This is a genomic window from Streptomyces sp. NBRC 109706 (assembly GCF_000974485.1).
In the GTDB taxonomy this organism is placed as follows: Bacteria; Actinomycetota; Actinomycetes; order Streptomycetales; family Streptomycetaceae; genus Streptomyces.
Window position 1 is genome coordinate 632,598 of record NZ_BBOM01000011.1, and the last position, 25,654, is coordinate 658,251.

Below are 25,654 nucleotides of genomic sequence, written 5' to 3' on the forward strand. Positions count from 1 at the left end.
ATGAACCCCACCGCCGCCACCGAGCAGGACGACTCCCTCACCCCGGACGACGCCATCGCGGTGATCGGCATCTCCTGCCGCTACCCGCAGGCCGCCGACAAGCGCGACCTCTGGCGCCTGCTCAGCGAGGGCCGCCACACCGTCACCGAGGTGCCGAGCGACCGGTGGGACGCCGCCGCACACCACAGCCAGGACCCCGCGACACCCGGCCGAATGACCTCGAAATGGGGCTCCTTCCTCGACCGCGTCGACACCTTCGACCCCCACTTCTTCGGCATCCCGCCCCGCGAAGCCACCTTTATGGACCCCCAGCAACGCCTGCTGCTCGAACTCGGCTGGGAAGTCCTCGAAGACGCCGGAATCATCCCCGCCGACATCCGCGACACCCGACTCGGAGTCTTCGTCGGCACCATGTGGGACGACTACGCCCGACTCGTCTACCGCGACGCCGTCGACACCAGCACCCACCACACCGCGAGCGGCATCCAACGCGGCATCATCGCCAACCGCCTCTCCCACTTCCTGGGCGCCCGAGGCCCCAGCCTGGTCGTCGACACCGGCCAGTCGTCCTCCCTGGTCGCCGTCCACCTGGCCTGCCAGAGCCTCCTCAAGGGCGAAGCCGACACGGCCATCGCCGGCGGCGTCAACATCAGCATCCTGCCGGAGAGTTCCGTCATCTCCAGCAAATGGGGAGGACTCTCCCCCGACGGCCGCTGCCACACCTTCGACGCCCGCGCCAACGGCTATGTACGCGGCGAAGGCGGCGGCACCGTCCTCCTCAAACCACTGAAGAACGCCCAAGCCGACGGCGACCGCGTCTACTGCGTCATCCGAGGCGGCGCCACCAACAACGGCGCCGGACAGCACCTCTCCACCCCCAGCCCCCAGGCCCAGGAAGACGTCCTACGCGCCGCCTACCGCCGCGCGTCCGTCCACCCAGCCGACGTCCAGTACATCGAACTCCACGGCACCGGCACCCCCGTCGGCGACCCGATCGAGGCAGCCGCCCTCGGCGCCGTCCTCGGCGACGACACCGACCGCGCCCACGGACCCCTGTTGGTCGGATCCGTCAAGACCAACCTGGGCCACCTCGAAGGCGCCGCCGGCATCACCGGCCTGCTCAAAACCATCCTCAGCCTCACCCACCGCGCGCTCCCGCCCAGCCTCAACTTCACCACCCCCAACCCGGACATCCCCCTCGACCGACTCAACCTGGCGGTCCAACAACGGCTCACCGCCTGGCCCAGGGACGACCGGCCGCTGATCGCCGGCGTCAGCTCCTTCGGCATGGGCGGCACCAACTGCCATCTGGTCCTCGCCGAGGCACCTCGGGGGACCGCCGCACCGGAGCCGGTGTCGGTTGAGACGTCGGGGTCTTCTGGTGTTGTGGTGCCGTGGGTGGTGTCGGGTCGTTCGGTGGTGGGGTTGCGTGCTCAGGCGGGGCGGTTGGCTTCGGTTTTGCGGGCGGATGAGAGCGGTGTGGATGTTGTGTCGGTGGGGTCGGCGTTGGTGTTGTCGCGTTCGTTGTTTGAGCATCGGGGTGTGGTGGTGGGTCGGGGGCGGGGGGAGTTGTTGGCGGGGTTGGAGGGGTTGGCTCGTGGTGAGGGGGTTGCGGGTGTGGTCTCGGGTGGTGGGGTGGGTGTGGTGTTTACCGGTCAGGGTTCGCAGCGGGTGGGGATGGGGTTGGGGTTGGCGGGGGAGTTTCCGGTGTTTGCTGAGGTGTTTGGTGAGGTGTGTGGGTTGTTCGACGAGCTGTTGGGGTTGTCGTTGCGTGAGGTGATTGTGTCGGGGGTGGGGTTGGAGGGGACGGGGTTGGCGCAGTGCGCGCTGTTCGCTGTCGAGGTGGGGTTGTTCCGGTTGTTGGAGTCGTTTGGTGTGCGGGTGGGGGTGGTGGGTGGTCATTCGGTGGGTGAGATTGTGGCGGCGCATGTGGCGGGGGTGTTGTCTCTGTCGGATGCGGTGCGGTTGGTGGAGGCGCGGGGTCGGTTGATGCAGGTGCTGCCAACGGGCGGTGGGATGGCGGCGGTTGAGGTTACGGAGGAGGAGGTCCGTAGCCTTTTGGCCGGTCATCCCGGGGTGGATCTGGCGGCGGTGAACGGTCCACGGTCCGTGGTGATCTCCGGCCCGGAGGCGGCCGTGGTCGATGCCATGGAAGTGGTGCGGGGTTGGGGTCGGCGGGTGAAGCGGCTGGCGGTCAGCCATGCTTTCCACTCGCGGTTGATGGATCCGATGTTGGAGGAGTTCCACCGGGTGGTGGCTGGGCTCTCCTTCGCGCCCGCGCGCCTTCCGTTGGTTTCCGCTCTCGAAGGGCGTACCGCCACGGATGAGGAGCTGTCGGCGCCCGAGTACTGGGTGCGGCATGTGCGTCAGCCGGTCCGCTTCGCCGATGTCGTCCGCACCATGGAAGAGGAACACCGGGTCCGTCGGTTCCTTGAGCTGGGTCCCGACGCGGTGCTCACCCCCCAGGTCGACGCGTCCCTCACCAACGAAGGGCCCGAATCCGTCACCGTTGCCGCTCTACGCGCCGACCGCCCCGAACCCGACACCTTCCTCACCGCCCTCGCCCACCTCCATGTCCATGGCACCCCCGTCAACTGGACCACCCACCTCAACCCCACCCCCCACCGCCACATCGACCTCCCCACCTACGCCTTCCAACGCCGCCGCTACTGGATCGACGCACCGGCCGGCAGCGCGCAACCCCCCTCGCCGAGCGCCCTGCCGGCGACAGTGGAAACGGACGAACGGCAGCGCACCTTCGCCGAACAACTCGCCACCTTGCCGGCGGCCGAGCAACAGCGAGCCGTGAGCGAACTCATCACCCGCCATATCGCCATGGGGCTCGGCTATGCCGACGGTGAGACCGTCGCGCTCAAACTCCCCTTCTCCGAGCTGGGCTTCGACTCCATGACGGCCGTCGAGTTCCGCAACGGTCTGGCCGCGGCAACCGGGCTCTCCCTGGGCACCGGTCTCCTCTTCGACTACCCGACGCCGACCTCCCTGGCCGCCCACCTCCACGACCGCCTGACCGGCAACGACCAGGCCGCGGCCGACGTCGCCCCGACAAGGACTGCCGCCAGCGCCCTCGACGAGCCGATCGCCATCGTGGGCATGGCCTGCCGCTACCCCGGCGGCACCTCTTCCCCCGAGGAACTGTGGCAGTTGGTCGTGGAAAGCGGCGACGTCGTGGGCCCGTTCCCCGACGACCGTGGCTGGGATCTCGACGCGCTCTACGACGCCGACCCGGACCGAACCGGCAAGAGCTACACCCGCGCCGGCGGGTTCCTGCACAACGCGGCCGAGTTCGACGCTGCGTTCTTCGGAATCTCGCCGCGTGAGGCGCTGGGCATGGACCCGCAGCAGCGACTCCTGCTGGAGACGGCCTGGGAGACGGTGGAACGGGCCGGCCTGGACCCGCAGTCGCTGAGCGGCCGAGAGGTGGGTGTCTTCGTCGGCGCCACCGCCAGCGACTACGGACCCCGGATGCACGACGCGCCGGAGACCATCGAGGGGCATGTGCTGACCGGTGCCACTCCCAGCGTGCTCTCGGGGCGAATCGCCTATCAGTTGGGGTTGGTTGGGCCTGCGGTGACGGTGGATACGGCGTGTTCGTCGTCGTTGGTGGCGTTGCATCTGGCGGCGCAGGCGTTGCGTTCCGGCGAATGTGAGATGGCGCTGGCGGGCGGCGTCACCGTCATGGCCAGCCCAGGAATGTTTGTTGAGTTCTCGCGGCAGCGGGGGCTTTCTGCTGATGGTCGGTGTAAGGCGTTTGCGGCGGGTGCGGATGGGACGGGTTGGGGTGAGGGGGTGGGGATGTTGTTGTTGGAGCGGTTGTCGGATGCGCGGCGGAATGGTCATCGGGTGTTGGCGGTGGTGCGGGGTTCGGCGGTGAATCAGGATGGTGCGTCGAATGGGTTGACGGCGCCTAATGGTCCGTCTCAGCAGCGGGTGATTCGGGCGGCGTTGGCGAGTGGTGGTTTGTCGGTGTCGGATGTGGATGTGGTGGAGGCGCATGGGACGGGGACGCGGTTGGGTGATCCGATCGAGGCGGATGCGTTGTTGGCGACGTATGGGCGGGGGCGGTCGGTGGATCGTCCGTTGTGGTTGGGGTCGGTGAAGTCGAATATCGGGCATACGCAGGCGGCGGCTGGTGTGGCGGGGGTTATCAAGATGGTGATGGCGATGCGGGTTGGGGTGTTGCCGCGGACGTTGCATGTTGATGAGCCGACTCCGCATGTGGATTGGTCGGTGGGTGCGGTTGAGTTGTTGAGGGAGTCGCGGGAATGGCCGGAGGTGGGTCGTTTGCGGCGTGCTGCTGTCTCGTCTTTCGGTGTCAGCGGTACGAATGCGCATGTGGTGTTGGAGCAGGGTGATCCGGAGCCGGTTCCGGTTGAGGCGCCGGAGTCGGTGGTGCCGTGGGTGGTGTCGGGTCGTTCGGTGGTGGGGTTGCGTGCGCAGGCGGGGCGGTTGGCGCAGGTTTTGCGGGCGGATGAGAGCGTGAGTGTAAGGGCGGTGGCGTCGGCGTTGGTGTCGTCGCGGTCGTTGTTTGAGCGTCGTGCTGTGGTGGTGGGTCGGGGGCGGGGGGAGTTGTTGGCGGGGTTGGAGGGGGTGGCTCGGGGTGAGGGTTTGGGTTCTGGTGGTGGTTTGGGTGTGGGGCGTGGGGTGTTTGTGTTTCCGGGGCAGGGGGCGCAGTGGGTGGGGATGGGGGTGGGGTTGTTGGAGTCGTCGGTGGTGTTTGGGGAGTGGATGGGGCGGTGTGAGGAGGTGTTGTCGGAGTTTGTGGATTGGTCGTTGGTGGGGGTGTTGCGTTCTGGGGATGGGGGTTTGTTGGGGCGGGTGGATGTGGTGCAGCCGGTGTCGTTTGCGGTGATGGTGTCGTTGGCGGGGTTGTGGCGGTCGTTGGGGGTGGAGCCGGATGCGGTGGTGGGTCATTCGCAGGGTGAGATTGCGGCGGCTGTTGTGGCGGGTGGTTTGTCGTTGCGGGATGGGGCTCGGGTGGTGGTGTTGCGTAGTCGGTTGATTGCGGAGGAGTTGGCTGGTCGTGGTGGGATGGTGTCGGTTGCGTTGCCTGTTGGTCGGGTTGGGGAGTGGTTGGTGGGTCGGCGGGTTGAGGTGGCGGCGGTGAATGCGCCTTCGTCGGTGGTTTTGGCCGGGGATCCGGTGGATTTGGATGGGGTGGTTGAGGGTTTGCGGGAGGCGGGGGTGCGTACTCGGCGGGTGCCGGTGGATTACGCCTCGCATACCTCTCATGTGGAGAGCATTGAGGCTCAGCTGTTGGATGCGTTGGCATCGGTGGAGCCTCGTCGGTTGAAGGTGCCGATGTTCTCTACCGTGACGGGTGATTGGATCACGGAGTCCGATGGTGCGTTCTCGGCTGGTTATTGGTTTCGGAATTTGCGTCAGCAGGTGCGGTTTGAGGAGGCGGTTGCTCGGCTTTTGGGTGAGGGCTTTGGGGTGTTTATCGAGTCGAGTGCGCATCCGGTGTTGAGTGTGGCGGTGACGGAGACGGCCGAGGCGCATGGTTTCGCGGACCGGGCGGTGTCGGTGGGGTCGCTGCGGCGGGACAACGGGGATTTGGACCAGTTCCTGGCCAGCGTTGGGGAGGTCTTCGTCCACGGTGTCGACGTCGACTGGCGGAGCGTGCTTCCGGCTACCACTGGCTGGGTTGATTTGCCGACCTATGCCTTTGAGCGTGAGCGGTTCTGGTTGCGGCCAACCGTCCAGGTGGGGGATGTGGGTTCGGCTGGGTTGGCGGTGGGTGGGCATCCGTTGGTGGGTGCCGTGGTGGACCTCGCCGGCGGAGACGGGATGGTGCTGACGGGCCGTCTCTCCCAACGGACTCACGCCTGGCTCGCCGATCACGGAGTTTTGGGCACCGTGTTGTTGCCGGGGACGGCCTTTGTCGAGCTGGCCCTCACAGCGGGGGACCGGGTCGGCTGCGGGCATCTGGAGGAGCTGACCCTGGCCGCGCCGATGGTGCTACCCGAGGGCATGTCGGTCCAGCTGCAGGTGGTGTTGGGCACGGGGGACGAGTCGGGCCGTCGGGAGATCACCATCTACTCCCGCCCAGAGGCACCCGAGGCCGACGACGGCGACTGGACCCGCCACGCCTCCGGCCAACTCACCTCTCACGCTCCGATGGCGCCCGCCGAGTTCACCCACTGGCCGCCCCCGCACGCGTCCGAGGTGGACCTCACCGACATCTACGCCAAGGTCGCCGAACGCGGCTATGACTACGGTCCGGTGTTCCAAGGGCTGACGCGGCTCTGGCGGGGCGATGAGGCGATCTGGGCCGAGGTCACCCTCCCCGAGGAGGAGCACCACACCTCTTTCACCCTCCACCCCGCCCTGCTCGACGCGACATTGCATCCGTTGCTTCCTGGAGCAGGCAGCAACGAGGGGCCCGTTGTGCTCCCCTTCTCCTGGACGGGGGTGACCGTCCATGCGAGCGGGGCGACGACCTTGCGGGTGCGGCTGACTTCCACCGGGCAGGACACCGTCTCCCTCACCGCGACCGATGCGGTCGGGGCGCTGGTGGTGACGGCGGATGAGTTGGCGTTGCGTCCGGTGTCGGAGGGGGCGTTGCGGGCTGCTGGTCCTGGGGCGGGTTCGTTGTTCCAGCTGCCGTGGGTGGAGTTGTCGGCCGAGCCGACGGTCACCGACGGCTCGTCTGCCTGGGCCGCCCTGGGCGGTGCGGAGGACGGGCTGGCGATGGGGTCACTTCGGCTGCCTGCGTTCAGTCACGATGCGGAGGGGGCGCCGCCGGAGGTGGTGCTTTGGCCGGTGCCCCTCGGGGCCGAGGTCGGTTCCGTGCCCGACCGGGCACGGGCCGCGACCCTTCAGGCGCTCGCAACTCTCCAGCGGTGGTTGGCGGATGAACGGCTGACGGGGTCCCGTCTGGTGGTGGTGACCCGGCGGGCCGTCAGTACCGGCCCGGACGATTACCCCGTCGACCTGAGCGTGGCCGGCATCTGGGGTCTGGTGCGCAGTGCCCAGACCGAGAATCCCGACCGGCTGGTTCTGGTGGACCTCGATGACGACGACCGCTCCGTCGCCGCCCTGCCTGTTGCTCTGGCCACTGGCGAGACCCAGCTCGCCATCCGCGCCGGCACCATCCTGACCCCGCGCCTGGCACCGGTCACGGCCGAGCAGGTAAGCGCAGGTGGTGGCGGTCTGGGCTCCGGCACGGTGCTGGTGACGGGTGGTACGGGCGTGTTGGGTGGGCTGGTGGCGCGGCATGCCGTGGTGGAGCACGGGATCCGCAGCCTGTTGCTGCTCAGCCGCAGCGGACCTTCGGCTCCGGGTGCGGCGGAACTGGCCTCAGAGCTTGAGGAGTTGGGTGCGCGGGTCGCGGTGGTGGCCTGTGATGTGGCCGACCGCGAAGCGCTGCGCAGCGTGTTGGCCGAGGCCGTCCCCGAGGAGTTCCCGCTGTCGGCCGTGGTGCACACGGCGGGGGTGTTGGACGACGGAGTGATCGGCTCGTTGACGCCCGAACGGGTGGCGGCCGTACTACGTCCCAAGGCGGACGCGGCCTGGAACCTCCACGAGCTGACCGTTGATCTCGACCTGAAGGCGTTCGTTCTCTACTCCTCCGTGGTCGGCCTGATCGGCGGGCCCGGCCAGGCCAACTACGCCGCCGCCAATACCTTTCTCGATGCCCTCGCTCGCCATCGCCGTTCCCTCGGTCTGCCGGCCACCTCCCTCGCCTGGGGACTGTGGGGGGAGGCCAGCGGCATGACCGGCGCCATGGCGGCCGGCGATGTGGCGCGGATGGCCCGGTCCGGCATCGCGCAGCTGACCCGCGCGGACGGCATGCGGCTGTTCGACGCCGGCCTCGCAACCGATCATGCACTTCTGGTCCCGATCCGGTTCGACCAGACCAGCCTGCGGTCGCGGCTGGCCGAATCCGGAGAGATTCCGTCACTCTTCAGCGGACTCGTTCGGCCCCGGCGGGCAACCCGGGGGCAGAACGCTCCGACGTCGACCTCCTCCCTGGGGAGCCGGCTGGCAGGGCTGTCCAGGGAGGAGCAGCAGCGGCTGGTCCTGCAACTGATACGCGGCCAGGTCGCCGAGGTGCTGGGCCACACGGACCACGAGGCCATAGCCGCCGAACGCCCGTTCAAGGACCTGGGGTTCGACTCCCTCACCGCCGTGGAACTCCGCAACCGCCTGGGCGCCGCATCCGGCCTGCGCCTGCCGACGACTCTCGTCTTCGACTACCCGACCCCCAACGAGGTGGTCGCCTACTTCCTCGACGAACTGCTCAGCGCCGATGAGCCCGCGCCCCGTGACGAGGCGGCGTCCGGCCCCGCCGCGGACGATGAGCCGATCGCCATCGTCGGCATGGCCTGCCGGTTCCCCGGCGGGGTCTCCTCGCCCGAGGACCTGTGGCGGCTGGTCACCGAGGAGGCCGACGCGATCGGCGACTTCCCGACCGACCGTGGCTGGGACATCGACGCCCTCTACGACCCCAACCCCGAGCAGCCAGGCCGCACTTACACCCGACAGGGCGGCTTCCTCTACGACGCGGCCGAGTTCGACGCGGGGTTCTTCGGGATCTCGCCGCGTGAGGCGCTGGCGATGGACCCGCAGCAGCGACTCCTGCTGGAGACGGCCTGGGAGACCTTCGAGCGGGCCGGCATCCCGGTGGACTCCGTGCGCGGCAGCCAGACGGGTGTGTTCGCGGGGCTGATGTACCACGACTATGCCCCCGCCCTCCAGGACATGCCCGCCGAACTCGAAGGCATCCTGCTGACCGGCAACACCGGGTCCGTCATATCGGGCCGTATCGCCTACCAGTTGGGGTTGGTTGGGCCTGCGGTGACGGTGGATACGGCGTGTTCGTCGTCGTTGGTGGCATTGCATCTGGCGGCGCAGGCGCTGCGTTCGGGCGAATGCGATATGGCGCTCGCCGGCGGAGTCGCGGTGATGTCGACGCCGGGCACCTTTGTCGAATTCTCGCGGCAGCGGGGGCTTTCTGCTGATGGTCGGTGTAAGGCGTTTGCGGCGGGTGCGGATGGGACGGGGTGGGGTGAGGGGGTGGGGATGTTGTTGGTGGAGCGGTTGTCGGATGCGCGGCGGAATGGTCATCGGGTGTTGGCGGTGGTGCGGGGTTCGGCGGTGAATCAGGATGGTGCGTCGAATGGGTTGACGGCGCCTAATGGTCCGTCTCAGCAGCGGGTGATTCGGGCGGCGTTGGCGAGTGGTGGTTTGTCGGTGTCGGATGTGGATGTGGTGGAGGCGCATGGGACGGGGACGCGGTTGGGTGATCCGATCGAGGCGGATGCGTTGTTGGCGACGTATGGGCGGGGGCGGTCGGTGGATCGTCCGTTGTGGTTGGGGTCGGTGAAGTCGAATATCGGGCATACGCAGGCGGCGGCTGGTGTGGCGGGGGTTATCAAGATGGTGATGGCGATGCGGGTTGGGGTGTTGCCGCGGACGTTGCATGTTGATGAGCCGACTCCGCATGTGGATTGGTCGGTGGGTGCGGTTGAGTTGTTGACGGAGGCGCGGGAATGGCCCGAAACCGACCGCTTACGGCGCGCCGCCGTCTCGTCCTTCGGTGTCAGCGGCACGAATGCGCATGTGGTGTTGGAGCAGGGTGATCCGGAGCCGGAGCCGGTTGAGACGCCGGAGTCTTCTGGTGCTGTGGTGCCGTGGGTGGTGTCGGGGAATTCGGTGGCGGGGTTGCGTGCGCAGGCCGGGCGGTTGGCGCAGGCTTTGCGGGCGGACGAGGGTGGCGTGGACGTTGCGTCGGTGGCCTCGGCGCTGGTGTCTTCCCGGTCGTTGTTTGAGCATCGTGCTGTGGTGGTGGGTCGGGAGCGGGGGGAGTTGTTGGCTGGGTTGGATGCGGTGGTTGGTGGGGGGAGTGGTGGTTCTTTGGTTGTGGGTGGTGTGGGGCGTGGGGTGTTTGTGTTTCCGGGGCAGGGGGCGCAGTGGGTGGGGATGGGGGTGGGGTTGTTGGAGTCGTCGGTGGTGTTTGGGGAGTGGATGGGGCGGTGTGAGGAGGTGTTGTCGGAGTTTGTGGATTGGTCGTTGGTGGGGGTGTTGCGTTCTGGGGATGGGGGTTTGTTGGGGCGGGTGGATGTGGTGCAGCCGGTGTCGTTTGCGGTGATGGTGTCGTTGGCGGGGTTGTGGCGGTCGTTGGGGGTGGAGCCGGATGCGGTGGTGGGTCATTCGCAGGGTGAGATTGCGGCGGCTGTTGTGGCGGGTGGTTTGTCGTTGCGGGATGGGGCTCGGGTGGTGGTGTTGCGTAGTCGGTTGATTGCGGAGGAGTTGGCTGGTCGTGGTGGGATGGTGTCGGTTGCGTTGCCTGTTGGTCGGGTTGGGGAGTGGTTGGTGGGTCGGCGGGTTGAGGTGGCGGCGGTGAATGCGCCTTCGTCGGTTGTTTTGGCTGGGGATCCGGTGGATCTCGACTCGGTGGTTGAGGGTTTGCGGGAGGCGGGGGTGCGTACTCGGCGGGTGCCGGTGGATTATGCCTCGCATACCTCTCATGTGGAGGGAATCCGTGAGCAGTTGCTCGAAGCCTTGGAGGGTGTGGAGCCTCGTCGGTTGAGGGTGCCGATGTTCTCTACCGTGACGGGTGATTGGATCACGGAGTCCGATGGTGCGTTCTCGGCTGGTTATTGGTTTCGGAATTTGCGTCAGCAGGTGCGGTTTGAGGAGGCGGTTGCTCGGCTTTTGGGTGAGGGCTTTGGGGTGTTTATCGAGTCGAGTGCGCATCCGGTGTTGAGTGTGGCGGTGACGGAGACGGCCGAGGCGCATGGTTTCGCGGACCGGGCGGTGTCGGTGGGGTCGCTGCGGCGGGACAACGGGGATTTGGACCAGTTCCTGGCCAGCGTTGGGGAGGTCTTCGTCCACGGTGTCGACGTCGATTGGCAGAGCGTGCTTCCGGCTACCACTGGCTGGGTTGATTTGCCGACCTATGCCTTTGAGCGTGAGCGGTTCTGGTTGCGGCCAACCGTCCAGGTGGGGGATGTGGGTTCGGCTGGGTTGGCGGTGGGTGGGCATCCGTTGGTGGGTGCCGTGGTGGACCTGGCGGGTGGGGATGGGGTGGTGTTGACGGGCCGTCTCTCCCAACGGACTCACGCCTGGCTCGCCGATCACGGAGTTTTGGGCACCGTGTTGTTACCGGGTACGGCCTTTGTCGAGCTGGCCCTCACAGCGGGGGACCGGGTCGGCTGCGGGCATCTGGAGGAGCTGACCCTGGCCGCGCCGATGGTGCTATCCGGGGGCATGTCGGTCCAGCTGCAGGTGGTGTTGGGCTCGGGGGATGAGTCGGGCCGTCGGGAGATCACCATCTACTCCCGCCCCGAGGCACCCGAGGCCGACGACGGCGACTGGACCCGCCACGCCTCCGGCCAGCTCACCCCCGAACCCCAACCCGCAACACCTGACGTTGAGTTCGCCCACTGGCCCCCGCAACACGCGTCCGAGGTCGACGTCACCGACGTCTACGCCAAGGTCGCCGAACGCGGCTACGACTACGGTCCGGTGTTCCAGGGGCTGACGCGGCTTTGGCGGGGCGATGAGGCGATCTGGGCCGAGGTCACCCTCCCCGAGGAGGAGCACCACACCTCTTTCACTCTTCACCCCGCCCTGCTCGACGCGGCCACTCACCCCCTGGTCCCGGGCGTTATCGACCAGGAACGTCCCCTCAGCCTCCCCTTCTCCTGGACCGGAGTCACCGTCCACGCGACCGGGGCGACGACCTTGCGGGTGCGGCTGACTTCCACCGGGCAGGACACCGTCTCCCTCACCGCCACCGACACGGCCGGGGCGCTGGTGGTGACGGCGGATGAGTTGGCGTTGCGTCCGGTGTCGGAGGGGGCGTTGCGGGCTGCTGGTCCTGGGGCGGGTTCGTTGTTCCATCTGCCGTGGGTGGAGTTGTCGGCCGAGCCGACGGTCACCGACGGCCCGCCTGCCTGGGCTGCCCTGGGCGGCGCGGAGGACGGGCTGATTGGTTCGCTCCGGCTGCCTGCGTTCAGTCACGATGCGGAGGGGGCGCCGCCGGAGGTGGTGCTTTGGCCGGTGCCCCTCGGGGCCGAGGTCGGTTCCGTGCCCGACCGGGCACGGGCCGCGACCCTTCAGGCGCTCGCAACTCTCCAGCGGTGGTTGGCGGATGAACGGCTGACGGGCTCCCGGCTGGTGGTGGTGACCCGGCGGGCCGTCAGTACCGGCCCGGACGATCACCCCATCGATCTGGGCACGGCCGGTGTGTGGGGTCTGGTGCGCAGTGCCCAGACCGAGAATCCCGACCGGCTGGTTCTGGTGGACCTCGATGACGACGAACGCTCCCCCGCCGCCCTGCCTGTTGCTCTGGCCACGGGCGAGACCCAGCTCGCCATCCGCGCCGGCACCATCCTGACCCCGCGCCTGGCACCGGTCACGGCCGAGCCGCTGATGCCGGCGGGGACGACCGACTGGCGGCTTGGCCTCACCGAACGCGGCACGCTCGACGCGCTGACGACCCTGCCGAACCCGGCCGCGAGCGCCGACCTGGCCGAGGGCGAGGTACGCGTCGCCGTTCGGGCCGCCGGGCTGAACTTCCGCGATGTGCTGATCGCCCTTGGCATGTATCCCAACGAGCAGGCCCAGCTGGGCAGCGAGGGCGCCGGCGTGGTGATCGACGTCGGCCCCGGTGTCACCGATCTCGCCCCGGGCGACCGGGTGTTGGGCTTTTTCACCGGAGGGTTCGCTCCGGTGACCGTCACCGATCGCCGGCTGCTCGCCCCGATGCCGAACGGTTGGTCGTTCGCTCAGGCCGCGGCCGTTCCGGTGGTCTATCTGACGGCCTACTACGGGCTGGTGGACCTGGGCCGCCTGCGGTCGGGGAACACGGTGCTCGTTCATGCCGCCGCCGGTGGCGTCGGGATGGCGGCCGCCGGGATCGCACGGCATCTGGGCGCGGAGGTGTTTGGCACGGCCAGCCCGGCCAAGTGGGACACGCTGCGCGCACAGGGCTTTGACGACGACCATCTGGCCTCCTCCCGCACGCTCGACTTCGTCGATGCCTTCACCGCTGCCACCGACGGGCACGGCATGGACGTGGTCCTGAACTCGCTGGCCAGGGATTTCATCGACGGTTCCCTCGCCCTTATGCCGCGCGGGGGCCGCTTCGTCGAAATGGGCAAGACCGACCTGCGGGACGCCGAAGCCATCGCCCGCGACTTCCCCGGCGTCCACTACAGCGCGTTCGAGCTGATGGACGCCGGGCCCGACCGGATCCAGGAGATGCTGGTCGAGGTGCTGAAGCTGTTCGAACGGGGGGTTCTGCGGCCGATACCGCTGACCACCTGGGACATTCGGCAGGCACCCGAGGCATTCCGCTTCCTCTCGCAGGCCCGCAATATCGGCAAGATCGTCCTTACCGTCCCGTCACCACTCCGCGCCGACGGCACGGTGCTGGTGACGGGTGGTACGGGCGTGTTGGGTGGGCTGGTGGCGCGGCACCTGGTGCTGGAACACGGGGTGCGCAGCCTGCTGCTGGTGAGTCGTAGCGGACCTTCGGCTTCGGGCGCGGCGGAACTGGCCTCAGAGCTAGAGCAGTTGGGGGCGCGGGTTGCGGTGGTTGCCTGTGATGTGGCGGACCGTGCGGCGCTGCGTGAGGTGTTGGTCGAGGCCGTTCCCGGGGAGTTCCCGCTGTCTGCTGTGGTGCATACGGCGGGGGTGTTGGACGACGGGGTGATCGAGTCGTTGACGCCGGAGCGGGTGGCGTCCGTGCTGCGTCCCAAGGTGGATGCGGCGTGGAACCTCCACGAACTCACCCGCGACCTCGACCTGGACGCGTTTGTTCTGTACTCCTCCTTCGCCGGCACGTTGGGCACGGCGGGGCAGGGGAACTATGCCGCCGCCAATGCCTTCCTCGATGCTCTCGCCCACCATCGCCGTTCCCTCGGCCTGCCGGCCACCTCCCTCGCCTGGGGGCTGTGGGCGGACGCCAGCGGCATGACCGGCCACCTCGCCCATGCCGACCGGCAGCGGATGAGCCGCGACGGGCTCCTCCCCATGGCCGCACACGAAGGCGCCGCCCTACTTGACCGCGCGCGGGCCCACGGGCTGCCAACGCTGGTCCCGGCCAAGCTCGACCTTGGATCGTTGCGGGCTCGTGGTGGTGAGGTGCCGGCGGTGTTGCGGGGGTTGGTGGGTTCGGTGGTGGTGCGTCGGCGTCGGGAGGCGGCGGCCGGGGGGCGGGGTGGGGGTCAGGGGCCGACGTTGGTCGAGCGGCTTTCGGGGCTTGGTAGTGAGGAGGGGCGTGGGCTGTTGCTGGAGACGGTTCGGGGCGAGGTCGCGTCCGTGTTGGGGCATGCGGACCGGGAGACGGTCGCGCAGGACCGCGCGTTCAAGGACCTCGGCTTCGACTCCCTGACCGCCGTCGAGCTCCGCAACCGCCTCAACACCCTCACCGGACTCCGCCTCCCCACCACCCTCGTCTTCGACCACCCGACCGCCGGCGAACTGGCCGCCCACCTCGGCGACCGGCTCAACGTGACCGGAGCGCCCCCGGGCGGTTCGACGACCGGCGCCGTCCTCGCCGATCTCGACCGACTCAAGCTGGTGCTCCAGTCCGACGGAGCCGACCAGGACGAACGCCGCGACATCATGGCGGCCCTCAGAGAGCTGATCAACATCTGCGACGCCGCGGGTGTCGCCAGCACCGGTACCGGTACCGGCGCAAACACCGGCCCGAACCAGGACGACATCGATTCGGCCACCGACGACGAGCTGTTCGCGCTCGTTGACGAGCGCGGCTGATCCAGCCCTGCCACCAACAGCACCGTCCACCCACGCTGCGGGAGCACGATCACAGATGGCTGACGAACAGAAGCTCCGCGAGTACCTCAGGCGATCCGTCGCGGACAGCCGTGAGGCGAGGGCGCGTCTGCAGGAGATCGAGGAGCGGCAACACGAGCCGATCGCGATCGTCGGCATGGCCTGCCGATTCCCCGGCGGCGTGACCTCACCCGACGCCTTCTGGCAGCTGGTCGACCAGGGCACCGACGCGGTGTCCCCGTTCCCCGACGACCGGGGCTGGGATCTGGACTCCCTCTACGACCCGGACCCCGACAGCTCCGGCACCACCTATGTGCGCGAGGGCGGCTTCCTGGACGAGGCGAGCGCCTTCGACGCGGACTTCTTCGGGATTTCCCGCCGCGAGGCCCTTGCGATGGACCCACAGCAGCGTTTGCTGCTGGAAACCAGCTGGGAGAGCATCGAACACGCGGGCATCGACCCGACCAGCCTCCGAGGTGCGAACGCCGGCGTGTTCGTGGGCGCGACCAACCAGGAGTACGGGCCACGCGTCCACGATGCCCCCGGAGCGGTCGAGGGCCACCTGCTCACCGGAACCACGCTGAGCGTCACCTCCGGCCGCATCGCCTACCAGCTCGGACTCACCGGGCCGGCCCTGACCGTGGACACCGCGTGCTCCTCGTCCCTGGTGGCGCTGCACCTGGCCGTGCGGGCGCTGCGGTCGGGGGAGTGCGAGTTGGCGCTGGCCGGCGGCGTGACGGTGATGTCGGGCCCCGGCGTCTTTGTCGAGTTCGCCCGCCAACGCGGACTCGCCGGCGACGCCCGCTGCAAGGCCTTCGCAGCCGCCGCCGACGGCACCGACTTCGCCGAGGGCATCGGAATGCTCCTGGTGGAACGGTTGTCGGACGCACGCCGTAACGGTCATCGGGTGTTGGCGGTGGTGCGGGGCACGGCGGTGAACCAGGACGGTGCGTCCAACGGCCTGACCGCGCCCAGCGGACCGGCCCAACAGCGGGTGATCCGGCAGGCGTTGGTCAACGCCGGCCTGTCGACGTCGGATGTGGACGCGGTGGAGGCGCATGGCACGGGGACGCGGCTCGGTGACCCGATCGAGGCGGACGCGCTGCTGGCGACCTATGGGCAGGGGCGCCCGGCGGATCGTCCGCTGTGGTTGGGGTCGGTGAAGTCCAATATCGGCCATAGCCAGCACGCGGCGGGCGTCGCCGGGATCATCAAGATGGTGCAGGCGATGCGGCATGGAGTGCTGCCGCAAACGTTGCACGTTGATGAGCCCACGCCTCATGTCGACTGGTCGACCGGGGCGGTTGCGTTGTTGACGGAGGCCCGCCCGTGGCCGGAGACGGATCGCCCGCGCCGAGCCGCCGTCTCCGGGTTCGGGGTCAGCGGCACCAATGCGCATGTGGTGTTGGAACAGGCCGAGTCGGAGCCGGTGTCGGTTGGGACGTCGGGGTCTTCTGGTGTTGTGGTGCCGTGGGTGGTGTCGGGGCGTTCGGTGGTGGGGTTGCGTGCTCAGGCGGGGCGGTTGGCGCAGGTGTTGGGGGCGGATGAGAGCGGTGTGGATGTTGTGTCGGTGGGGTCGGCGTTGGTGTTGTCGCGTTCGTTGTTTGAGCATCGGGGTGTGGTGGTGGGTCGGGGGCGGGGGGAGTTGTTGGCGGGGTTGGAGGGGTTGGCTCGTGGTGAGGGGGTTGCGGGTGTGGTGTCGGGTGGTGGGGTGGGTGTGGTGTTTACCGGTCAGGGTTCGCAGCGGGTGGGGATGGGGTTGGGGTTGGCGGGGGAGTTTCCGGTGTTTGCTGAGGTGTTTGGTGAGGTGTGTGGGTTGTTCGACGAGCTGTTGGGGGTGTCGTTGCGTGAGGTGATTGTGTCGGGGGTGGGGTTGGAGGGGACGGGGTTGGCGCAGTGTGCGTTGTTCGCGGTTGAGGTGGCGCTTTTCCGTCTGTTGGAGTCGTTTGGTGTGCGGGTGGGGGTGGTGGGTGGTCATTCGGTGGGTGAGATTGTGGCGGCGCATGTGGCGGGTGTGTTGTCGCTGTCGGATGCGGTGCGGTTGGTGGAGGCGCGGGGGCGGTTGATGCAGGTGCTGCCAACGGGCGGTGGGATGGCGGCGGTTGAGGTTACGGAGGAGGAGACCGGTAGCCTTTTGGTCGGTCATCCCGGGGTGGATCTGGCGGCGGTGAACGGTCCACGGTCCGTGGTGATCTCCGGCCCGGAGGCGGCCGTGGTCGATGCCATGGAAGTGGTGCGGGGTTGGGGTCGGCGGGTGAAGCGGCTGGCGGTCAGCCATGCTTTCCACTCGCGGTTGATGGATCCGATGTTGGCGGAGTTCCACCGGGTGGTGGCTGGGCTCTCCTTCGCGCCCGCGCGCCTTCCGTTGGTTTCCGCTCTCGAAGGGCGTACCGCCACGGATGAGGAGCTGTCGGCGCCCGAGTACTGGGTGCGGCATGTGCGTCAGCCGGTCCGCTTCGCCGATGTCGTCCGCACCATGGAAGAGGAACACCGGGTCCGTCGGTTCCTTGAGCTGGGTCCCGACGCGGTGCTCACCCCCCAGGTCGACGCGTCCCTCACCAACGAAGGGCCCGAATCCGTCACCGTTGCCGCTCTACGCGCCGACCGCCCCGAACCCGACACCTTCCTCACCGCCCTCGCCCACCTCCATGTCCACGGCACCCCCGTCAACTGGACCACCCACCTCAACCCCACCCCCCACCGCCACATCGACCTCCCCACCTACGCCTTCCAACGCGAACGGTTCTGGATCGATGGCGGATCAGGCGTCCTGGACGTCTCCTCGGCCGGGTTGGGCGTCTCCGGGCATCCCCTCCTGGGCGCCGCCATGGATCTGGCGGCCGACCAGGGAAGCGTCGTCCTCACCGGCCGGCTGTCCAGCCGCACCCACCCCTGGCTGGACGATCACCGGGTGCACGGCACGCCACTCCTACCGGACGCGGCACTGCTGGAACTGGCCCTGGCGGCCGGCGACCGGATCGGGCACGACCTCGTCGTGGAGCTGAGCACGACAAACCCCTTACCGCTTCCCGAAGACAGCAGCGGCCTACAGATCCAGGTTGTCGTCGACGCACCCGGCGATTCCGGGCAGCGCAAGCTCACGGTGTTCTCGCGGCTTGAGAACCGGGAAGGCGAAGACGAGACATGGGTACGGCACGCAACCGGCCTCCTCGCATCGACGCCGGCCGACGCCGGAACCGTCGGCGTGGAACCCGAACCCTGGCCTCCCACCGACTCCGTCGAGGTGGGGCTGACGACGGACGTCTACTCGGGCATCGCCGAGCAGGGCCATGAGTACGGCCCCGCTTTCCACACCCTGCGCCGGGTGTGGCGCAACGGCGCGGAACTCCTCGCCGAGGTCGAACTGCCGGCCGAGCAGCGGCAACGAGCCGAGACCGGATCTACGTATGTACTCCACCCCGTCCTCTGGGACGCCCTCACCCAGGCGGCACTGCCCGGGGCCGTCACGGGCCTGGGCTGGCAGGGCGGGCTCCAGCATGCCTGGTCGGGAGTACGTGTGCGCGCCGTGGGAGCCACCGCGCTGCGGGTGCGGCTGACTCCCCAGCCGGACGACTCCGTCCGGGTGACCGCCACCGACGGAACGGGCGCGGAGGTGCTTGCCGCAGACTCCGTGCGCTTCCGGCCGGCCACTCCCGAATGGCTCAACCGGGTGGCCGACCGCCGTCCCAAATCGCTGTTCGCACTCAACTGGCGGCCCTCGACGATGGGCGGGGCGCCTGTTCCAACTCCCTTGGCGGAACTGTCCTTTGGCGAGTGGAGCACGATCCCCGAGCACGTCCTCTACCGAGTCGAACCGGCCGATCCCACCACCGAGGCCGGCCAGCACCTGCCGGACATCGCGCGCGCGACCGTCAACCACGCCCTGACCACCGTGCAGCGATGGCTGGCGGATGAGCGGTTCCAGAGCTCACGTCTGGTGGTGGTGACGCGTGGTGGGATCTCGACGGGTGAGGGGGATCCGGGGGGTTTGGCGGCTTCGGGTGTGTGGGGTCTGGTGCGGAGTGCGCAGACGGAGAATCCGGGTCGGTTCGTTCTGGTGGATCTGGATGATGACGGGCGTTCGGTTGCCGCGTTGTCGGTGGCTCTGGGGACGGGTGAGCCTCAGCTGGCGATCCGCTCCGGGACGGTGCTGGTGCCACGCCTGGCCCGGGCGGCGGGCGAGTCAAGCACGGGCAGCGGTCTGGGCGTTGGAACGGTGTTGGTGACGGGTGGTACGGGTGTGTTGGGTGGTTTGGTGGCGCGGCATGCGGTGGTGGAGCACGGGGTCCGTAGCCTGCTGCTGCTCAGCCGCAGCGGCCCCGCGGCTCCGGGCGCCGCCGAACTGGTGGCGGAGTTGGAGGAGTTGGGTGCGCGGGTCGCGGTGGTTGCCTGTGATGTGGCGGACCGTGCGGCGCTGCGTGAGGTGTTGGTCGAGGCCGTTCCCGGGGAGTTCCCGCTGTCTGCTGTGGTGCATACGGCGGGGGTGTTGGACGACGGGGTGATCGAGTCGTTGACGCCGGAGCGGGTGGCGTCCGTGCTGCGTCCCAAGGTGGATGCGGCCTGGAACCTCCACGAGTTGACGGTTGATCTCGACCTGCAGGCGTTCGTTCTCTACTCCTCCTTCGCCGGCACCCTGGGTACGGCTGGCCAGGGCAACTACGCGGCGGCCAACACCTTCCTCGATGCCCTCGCCCGCCACCGTCGTTCGCTCGGCCTGCCTGGCACATCTCTTGCTTGGGGGTTGTGGGGGAGTTCGGGGTCGGGTGGCGGGATGGGTGAGGGGTTGGGGGGTGCGGATCTGCGGCGGATGGCGCGGGCGGGTGTGCGGGCGTTGGGTGATGTGGAGGGGATGGCGTTGTTCGATGCGGGGGTGGCGTCGGGTGCGTCGGCCGTGGTGCCGGTGGGGTTGGATCTGCGGGCGTTGCGGGCGCTGGGGGATGGGGTGCCGGCGGTGTTGCGGGGTGTGGTGGGGTCGGTGGTGCGGCGGGGTGTCGCGGAGGCCGTTGCGGTTGACGGCATGGCGGAGTTGGTGTCGCGGTTGGCGGGTTTGTCGGGGGTGGAGCGGGTGCGGTTGGTGGGGGAGATGGTGCGCGGTCAGGTGGCCGCCGTGTTGGGTCATCCCGATCCCGAGGCGATCGAGATGGACCGGCAGTTCAAGGCGTTGGGGTTTGATTCCCTGACGGCGGTCGAGCTGCGCAACCGTCTCAAGACGGTGACCGGGCTGACCCTCCCCGCCGCCCTGATCTTCGACTACCCCACCCCCGACACCCTCGCCGCCTACCTCACCACCCAACTGGGCGGTGGAAGTTCGACGGACGCCGGGCCCGTCCGCACACCAGCCACCGTCGGTGTGGACGCCGACGAGCCGATCGCCATCGTCGGCATGGCCTGCCGGTTCCCCGGCGGGGTCTCCTCACCCGAAGACCTCTGGAATCTGCTCGCTGAAGGCCGAGACGCGATGTCCGCGTTCCCCAGCGACCGTGGCTGGGACGTCGACGCGCTCTATGACCCGGATCCCGACCGTGCGGGCAAGAGCTATGTCCGCGAGGGCGGATTTGTCGACACCGCCACCGAGTTCGACGCCGCGTTCTTCGGGATTTCGCCGCGTGAGGCGCTGGCGATGGACCCGCAGCAGCGACTCCTGCTGGAGACGGCCTGGGAGACGGTGGAACGGGCCGGCCTGGACCCGCAGTCGCTGAGCGGACGAGAGGTAGGCGTTTTCGTCGGGGGCAACGGTGAGGACTACTCGACCCTGTCCGCCCAGGCATCCGAGGGCATCGAGGGATTCCTGGTCACGGGTAACGCCGCGAGCGTGGTCTCCGGACGAATTGCTTATCAATTGGGGTTGGTTGGGCCTGCGGTAACGGTGGATACGGCGTGTTCGTCGTCGTTGGTGGCATTACATCTGGCGGCGCAAGCGCTGCGTTCCGGCGAGTGCGAGATGGCGCTGGCGGGCGGCGTCACCCTGATGGCAACCCCCCGAGCCTTTGTCGAATTCTCGCGGCAGCGGGGGCTTTCCGCTGATGGTCGGTGCAAGGCGTTTGCGGCGGGTGCGGATGGGACGGGGTGGGGTGAAGGGGTGGGGATGTTGTTGGTGGAGCGGCTGTCGGATGCGCGGCGGAATGGTCATCGGGTGTTGGCGGTGGTGCGGGGTTCGGCGGTGAACCAGGACGGTGCGTCGAATGGGTTGACGGCGCCTAACGGTCCGTCTCAGCAGCGGGTGATTCGGGCGGCGTTGGCGAACGCGGGTCTGTCGACCTCCGATGTGGATGTGGTGGAGGCGCATGGGACGGGGACGCGGCTCGGTGATCCGATCGAGGCGGATGCGCTGCTGGCGACGTATGGGCGGGGGCGGTCGGTGGATCGTCCGTTGTGGTTGGGGTCGGTGAAGTCGAATATCGGGCATACCCAGGCGGCCGCCGGTGTGGCGGGGGTTATCAAGATGGTGCTGGCCATGCGGCACGGGGTCCTGCCGCAGACGCTGCATGTGGACGAGCCCACGCCCCATGTCGACTGGTCGACCGGTGCGGTGGAACTCCTGGACGAGGCGCGGGAATGGCCGGAGGCGGATCGTCCGCGCCGAGCCTCCGTCTCCGGGTTCGGGGTGAGTGGCACGAATGCGCATGTGGTGTTGGAGCAGGGTGATCCGGAGCCGGAGCCGGTAGAGACGCCGGAGTCTTCTGGTGCTGTGGTGCCGTGGGTGGTGTCGGGTCGTTCGGTGGTGGGGTTGCGTGCGCAGGCGGGGCGGTTGGCGCAGGTTTTGCGGGCGGATGAGAGCGTGAGTGTAAGGGCGGTGGCGTCGGCGTTGGTGTCGTCGCGGTCGTTGTTTGAGCGTCGTGCTGTGGTGGTGGGTCGGGGGCGGGGGGAGTTGTTGGCGGGGTTGGAGGGGGTGGCTCGGGGTGAGGGTTTGGGTTCTGGTGGTGGTTTGGGTGTGGGGCGTGGGGTGTTTGTGTTTCCGGGGCAGGGGGCGCAGTGGGTGGGGATGGGGGTGGGGTTGTTGGAGTCGTCGGTGGTGTTTGGGGAGTGGATGGGGCGGTGTGAGGAGGTGTTGTCGGAGTTTGTGGATTGGTCGTTGGTGGGGGTGTTGCGTTCTGGGGATGGGGGTTTGTTGGGGCGGGTGGATGTGGTGCAGCCGGTGTCGTTTGCGGTGATGGTGTCGTTGGCGGGGTTGTGGCGGTCGTTGGGGGTGGAGCCGGATGCGGTGGTGGGTCATTCGCAGGGTGAGATTGCGGCGGCTGTTGTGGCGGGTGGTTTGTCGTTGCGGGATGGGGCTCGGGTGGTGGTGTTGCGTAGTCGGTTGATTGCGGAGGAGTTGGCTGGTCGTGGTGGGATGGTGTCGGTTGCGTTGCCTGTTGGTCGGGTTGGGGAGTGGTTGGTGGGTCGGCGGGTTGAGGTGGCGGCGGTGAATGCGCCTTCGTCGGTTGTTTTGGCTGGGGATCCGGTGGATCTCGACTCGGTGGTTGAGGGTTTGCGGGAGGCGGGGGTGCGTACTCGGCGGGTGCCGGTGGATTATGCCTCGCATACCTCTCATGTGGAGGGAATCCGTGAGCAGTTGCTCGAAGCCTTGGAGGGTGTGGAGCCTCGTCGGTTGAGGGTGCCGATGTTCTCTACCGTGACGGGTGATTGGATCACGGAGTCCGATGGTGCGTTCTCGGCTGGTTATTGGTTTCGGAATTTGCGTCAGCAGGTGCGGTTTGAGGAGGCGGTTGCTCGGCTTTTGGGTGAGGGCTTTGGGGTGTTTATCGAGTCGAGTGCGCATCCGGTGTTGAGTGTGGCGGTGACGGAGACGGCCGAGGCGCATGGTTTCGCGGACCGGGCGGTGTCGGTGGGGTCGCTGCGGCGGGACAACGGGGATTTGGACCAGTTCCTGGCCAGCGTTGGGGAGGTCTTCGTCCACGGTGTCGACGTCGATTGGCAGAGCGTGCTTCCGGCTACCACTGGCTGGGTTGATTTGCCGACCTATGCCTTTGAGCGTGAGCGGTTCTGGTTGCGGCCAACCGTCCAGGTGGGGGATGTGGGTTCGGCTGGGTTGGCGGTGGGTGGGCATCCGTTGGTGGGTGCCGTGGTGGACCTGGCGGGTGGGGATGGGGTGGTGTTGACGGGCCGTCTCTCCCAACGGACTCACGCCTGGCTCGCCGATCACGGAGTGCTGGGCACTGTCCTGTTGCCGGGGACGGCCTTTGTCGAGCTGGCCCTCACAGCGGGGGACCGGGTCGGCTGCGGGCATCTGGAGGAGCTGACCCTGGCCGCGCCGATGGTGCTACCCGAGGGCATGTCGGTCCAGCTGCAGGTGGTGTTGGGCTCGGGGGATGAGTCGGGTCGGCGGGAGATCACCATCTACTCCCGCCCCGAGGCACCCGAGGCCGACGACGGCGACTGGACCCGGCACGCCTCCGGCCAACTCACCTCTCACGCTCCGATGGCGCCCGCCGAGTTCACCCACTGGCCGCCCCCGCACGCGTCCGAGGTCGACGTCACCGACGTCTACGCCAAGGTCGCCGAACGCGGCTATGACTACGGTCCGGTGTTCCAAGGGCTGACCCGGCTTTGGCAGGGCGATGAGGCGATCTGGGCCGAGGTCACCCTCCCCGAGGAGGAGCACCACACCTCTTTCACCCTCCACCCCGCCCTGCTCGACGCGGCCACTCACCCCCTGGTCCCGGGCGTTGTCGACCAGGACCGTCCCCTCAGCCTCCCCTTCTCCTGGACCGGAGTCACCGTCCACGCGACCGGGGCGACGACCCTGCGGGTGCGGCTGACTTCCACCGGGCAGGACACCGTCTCCCTCACCGCCACCGACACGGCCGGGGCACCGGTCATCTCGGTCGAATCGCTGCTGTCGAGGCCGGTATCGGAGGAGGCACTGCGGGAGGCGGCTGCGGCAGGAGGGGCTGGCGACTCACTGTTCGCGCTGGGCTGGGACGAGGCATCTGTCACCGACGCAGCCCTCGCCTCGGAGTCCGTGGTGGTGATCTCCGCCCACCTCTCCCCGCTCCTTCCCGACGCCCGCACGTTCGCCGATCTGGCCTCCCTCTCGGCCACGCTCGACGAGGACGCCACGCCGCCCAGCTGTGTTCTGGCGCCAATTGCCGTACCAGCGATGACGGACGATCAGGAACTGCCCGCCGCCGTCCGCGCGGTCACTGTCGATGCGCTCGCAACTCTCCAGCGGTGGTTGGCGGATGAACGGCTGACGGGCTCCCGTCTGGTGGTGGTGACCCGGCGGGCCGTCAGTACCGGCCCGGACGATCACCCCGTCGACCTGGGCGTGGCCGGCATCTGGGGTCTGGTGCGCAGTGCCCAGACCGAGAATCCCGACCGGCTGGTTCTGGTGGACCTCGATGACGACGACCGCTCCGTCGCCGCCCTGCCTGTTGCTCTGGCCACTGGCGAGACCCAGCTCGCCATCCGCGCCGGCACCATCCTGACCCCGCGCCTGGCACCGGTCACGGCCGAGCAGGTAAGCGCAGGTGGTGGCGGTCTGGGCTCCGGCACGGTGCTGGTGACGGGTGGTACGGGCGTGTTGGGTGGGCTGGTGGCGCGGCACCTGGTGCTGGAACACGGGGTGCGCAGCCTGTTGCTGCTCAGCCGCAGCGGACCTTCGGCTCCGGGTGCGGCGGAACTGACGTCAGAGCTAGAGCAGTTGGGTGCGCGGGTCGCGGTGGTGGCCTGTGATGTGGCCGACCGCGAAGCGCTGCGCAGCGTGTTGGCCGAGGCCGTCCCCGAGGAGTTCCCGCTGTCGGCCGTGGTGCACACGGCGGGGGTGTTGGACGACGGAGTGATCGGCTCGTTGACGCCGGAGCGGGTGGCGGCCGTACTACGTCCCAAGGCGGACGCGGCCTGGAACCTCCACGAGCTGACCGTTGATCTCGACCTGAAGGCATTCGTTCTCTATTCCTCCTTCGCCGGCACGTTGGGCACGGCGGGGCAGGGGAACTATGCCGCCGCCAACGCTTTCCTCGATGCTCTCGCCCACCATCGCCGTTCCCTCGGCCTGCCGGCCACCTCCCTCGCCTGGGGGTTCTGGGCGGACGCCAGCGGCATGACCGGCCACCTCGATGAGGTGAATATCCAACGGATGAGCCGCGTCGGCATGCTTCCCATCTCGGCGACTCAGGGGATGAGCCTCTTCGACCGCGCGCAGGCCATGGAAGGGGGCGCACTGGCCCCCGTCCGGCTGGACCTTGGATCGTTGCGGGCTCGTGGTGGTGAGGTGCCGGCGGTGTTGCGGGGGTTGGTGGGTTCGGTGGTGGTGCGTCGGCGTCGGGAGGCGGCGGCCGGGGGGCGGGGTGGGGGTCAGGGGCCGACGTTGGTCGAGCGGCTTTCGGGGCTTGGTGGTGAGGAGGGGCGTGGGTTGTTGCTGGAGACGGTTCGGGGCGAGGTCGCGGCCGTGTTGGGGCATGCGGACCGGGAGTCGGTCGCGCAGGACCGCGCGTTCAAGGACCTGGGCTTCGACTCCCTGACCGCCGTCGAGCTCCGCAACCGCCTCAACACCCTCACCGGACTCCGCCTCCCCACCACCCTCGTCTTCGACCACCCGACATCGGTCGCGGTGGCGGAATTCCTCTCCGCGCAACTCCCACACGCGGGAAGCGAAACGGCCGGCACCGGTGGCGAGATACTCACGCCAGCGCAGGAGATCGACCGACTGGAATCGTCCCTCTGGGATCCACAGCGGGATGGCACGGACCATCGGCTGATCGCGGACCGGCTGGAGAAGATCATTCTGCGACTGCGTGAGCCGGCGCGGGAGAGCGTTGGGAACTCCTCCCAACAGGACATTCAGACGGCCTCAGTCAACAGCCTTCTCAGCCTCATCGATGAAGAGTTCGACCTCTCGTAACCCCCTTCCGGAATCTACTCGTCGCCCGATGAGGAAGTG

2 protein-coding genes are annotated in these 25,654 nt (G+C 68.4%); both read left to right on the plus strand.

Going from position 1 to position 25,654, the window contains the following annotated elements; translation table 11 throughout:
* Nucleotides 1–14,754 (plus strand): type I polyketide synthase, encoded by a 14,754-nt coding sequence (locus AOM46_RS27305; RefSeq protein ID WP_078857224.1) that lies wholly within the window; start codon nucleotides 1–3, stop codon nucleotides 14,752–14,754.
* Nucleotides 14,738–25,615, plus strand: coding sequence for an SDR family NAD(P)-dependent oxidoreductase (locus tag AOM46_RS27310; RefSeq protein WP_370592768.1), 10,878 nt, complete (start codon nucleotides 14,738–14,740; stop codon nucleotides 25,613–25,615). The genes AOM46_RS27305 and AOM46_RS27310 overlap by 17 nt, the downstream gene beginning before the upstream one ends.
* Nucleotides 25,616–25,654: the final 39 nt, after the last annotated feature.

What these genes read in the sequence shown, in the direction of transcription:
- AOM46_RS27305 (WP_078857224.1), top strand. Translation starts at nt 1, where the DNA reads ATGAACCCCACCGCCGCCACCGAGCAGGACGACTCCCTCACCCCGGAC.